Genomic DNA, 1,591 nt, shown 5'->3' on the forward strand with positions numbered 1-1,591 from the left:
TGAGCCGCTTCTTCACCAAGCAGTTCAGCCACCTCAAGTTTTTGCCAAGCTTCAATACCTTCTTTTTCAACTCGCTTTGCAATCTCTTCGAGTAATTCAACCGTACGTGGATGTGGCTCACCACTTTCTTTATGAACAAAGAAAGCCATAGGTACGCCCCATTGACGCTGACGTGACAAGGTCCAGTCTGGACGGTTGGCAATCATGCTCTTGAGGCGCTGCTTACCCCAAGCCGGGAAGAACTCAGTATTTTCAATGCCAGTTAATGCTGCCTCTCGCAAACTTGCTTTGCCATCAGATGGTTTCTTATCCATGCTTGCAAACCACTGCGAGGTTGCACGATAAATAATCGGCGACTTGTGACGCCAGCAGTGCATGTAAGAGTGGGTATAGGTTTTATCTCGCAAGAGGCTGCCTGCTTCACGCATGGCTTCCACAATCTTCGGATTTGCTTTCCAAATGTATTCATTAGCAAAGAGTGGCAACCAAGAGGCATACACACCGTTACCCATGACTGGGTTCAAGATATCTTTATCCGCTAATTTATTTGCTTTGCATGATTTAAAGTCTTCCTCACCATAAGCTGGTGCAGAGTGCACAACACCAGTACCAGTATCGAGTGTGACGTATTCAGCTGGGTAGATTGGTGAGAGGCGTTTGTATCCCTCATGCAATGGAGCGAGCGGATGCCAGAACGAGATGTTGGCTAATTGACTACCTAAACAAGTTGCCATGACTTTACCTTCAAGGCCAAAATCTTCGAGGCAAGTTTCTACGCGATCCTTTGCCAAGATGAGCAGCTTATCGCCTGTATCGACTAAGGCGTAAGTAAGTTCCGGGTGAACATTCAAGGCTTGGTTAGATGGGATGGTCCAAGGTGTTGTGGTCCAAATCACAATCATTCCAGGCTTGGCTGGAATCTCAGGTAGGCCAAACACTTTTGCAAGCTGTGGACGCTGTGCATCATCAAAAGCAAAGCCAACATCTACCGTTGGATCAGTCTTATCTTGGTATTCCACTTCAGCTTCAGCTAGTGCAGAGCCGCAGTCAAAGCACCAGTTCACTGGCTTGAGACCACGGAAGACATAACCCTTTTCCCAGATCTTCCCAAGTGCACGAATTTCATCGGCCTCATTGCGGTAGTTCATGGTGAGGTAGGGGTTGTTCCAATCACCCAAAACACCCAAACGTTCAAAATCTTTTTTCTGCTTATCCACTTGTACCTTGGCGTAAGCACGGGCCTTCGATTGAACTTCGGCAGTCGGTAAATTTTTACCAAACTCTTTTTCAATCTGAATCTCAATCGGCATGCCATGGCAATCCCAGCCTGGGACGTATGCAGAGTCGAAGCCCATTAACCAGCGAGACTTCACGATCATGTCCTTGAGGATCTTATTTACTGCGTGACCAATATGAATATCACCGTTTGCATAGGGAGGACCATCATGCAAAATAAATTTTGGTTGATTGGCATGTGCTGTACGAATCTTTTCGTAGAGTTTATTTTTCTGCCACTGAGCAACCCATTGAGGCTCACGCTTCGGTAGGTCTCCCCGCATCGGGAATGAGGTCTCTAGAAGATTGACGGGGT

General features: G+C 47.0%; 1 protein-coding gene. It reads right to left on the reverse strand.

Going from position 1 to position 1,591, the window contains the following annotated elements; translation table 11 throughout:
* A partial coding sequence (locus B7Y67_RS17495) for an isoleucine--tRNA ligase (RefSeq protein ID WP_293599721.1) occupies window positions 1–1,591 on the reverse strand: 1,591 nt, incomplete at both ends.

The sequence above is a fragment of the Polynucleobacter sp. 35-46-11 genome (assembly GCF_002281105.1).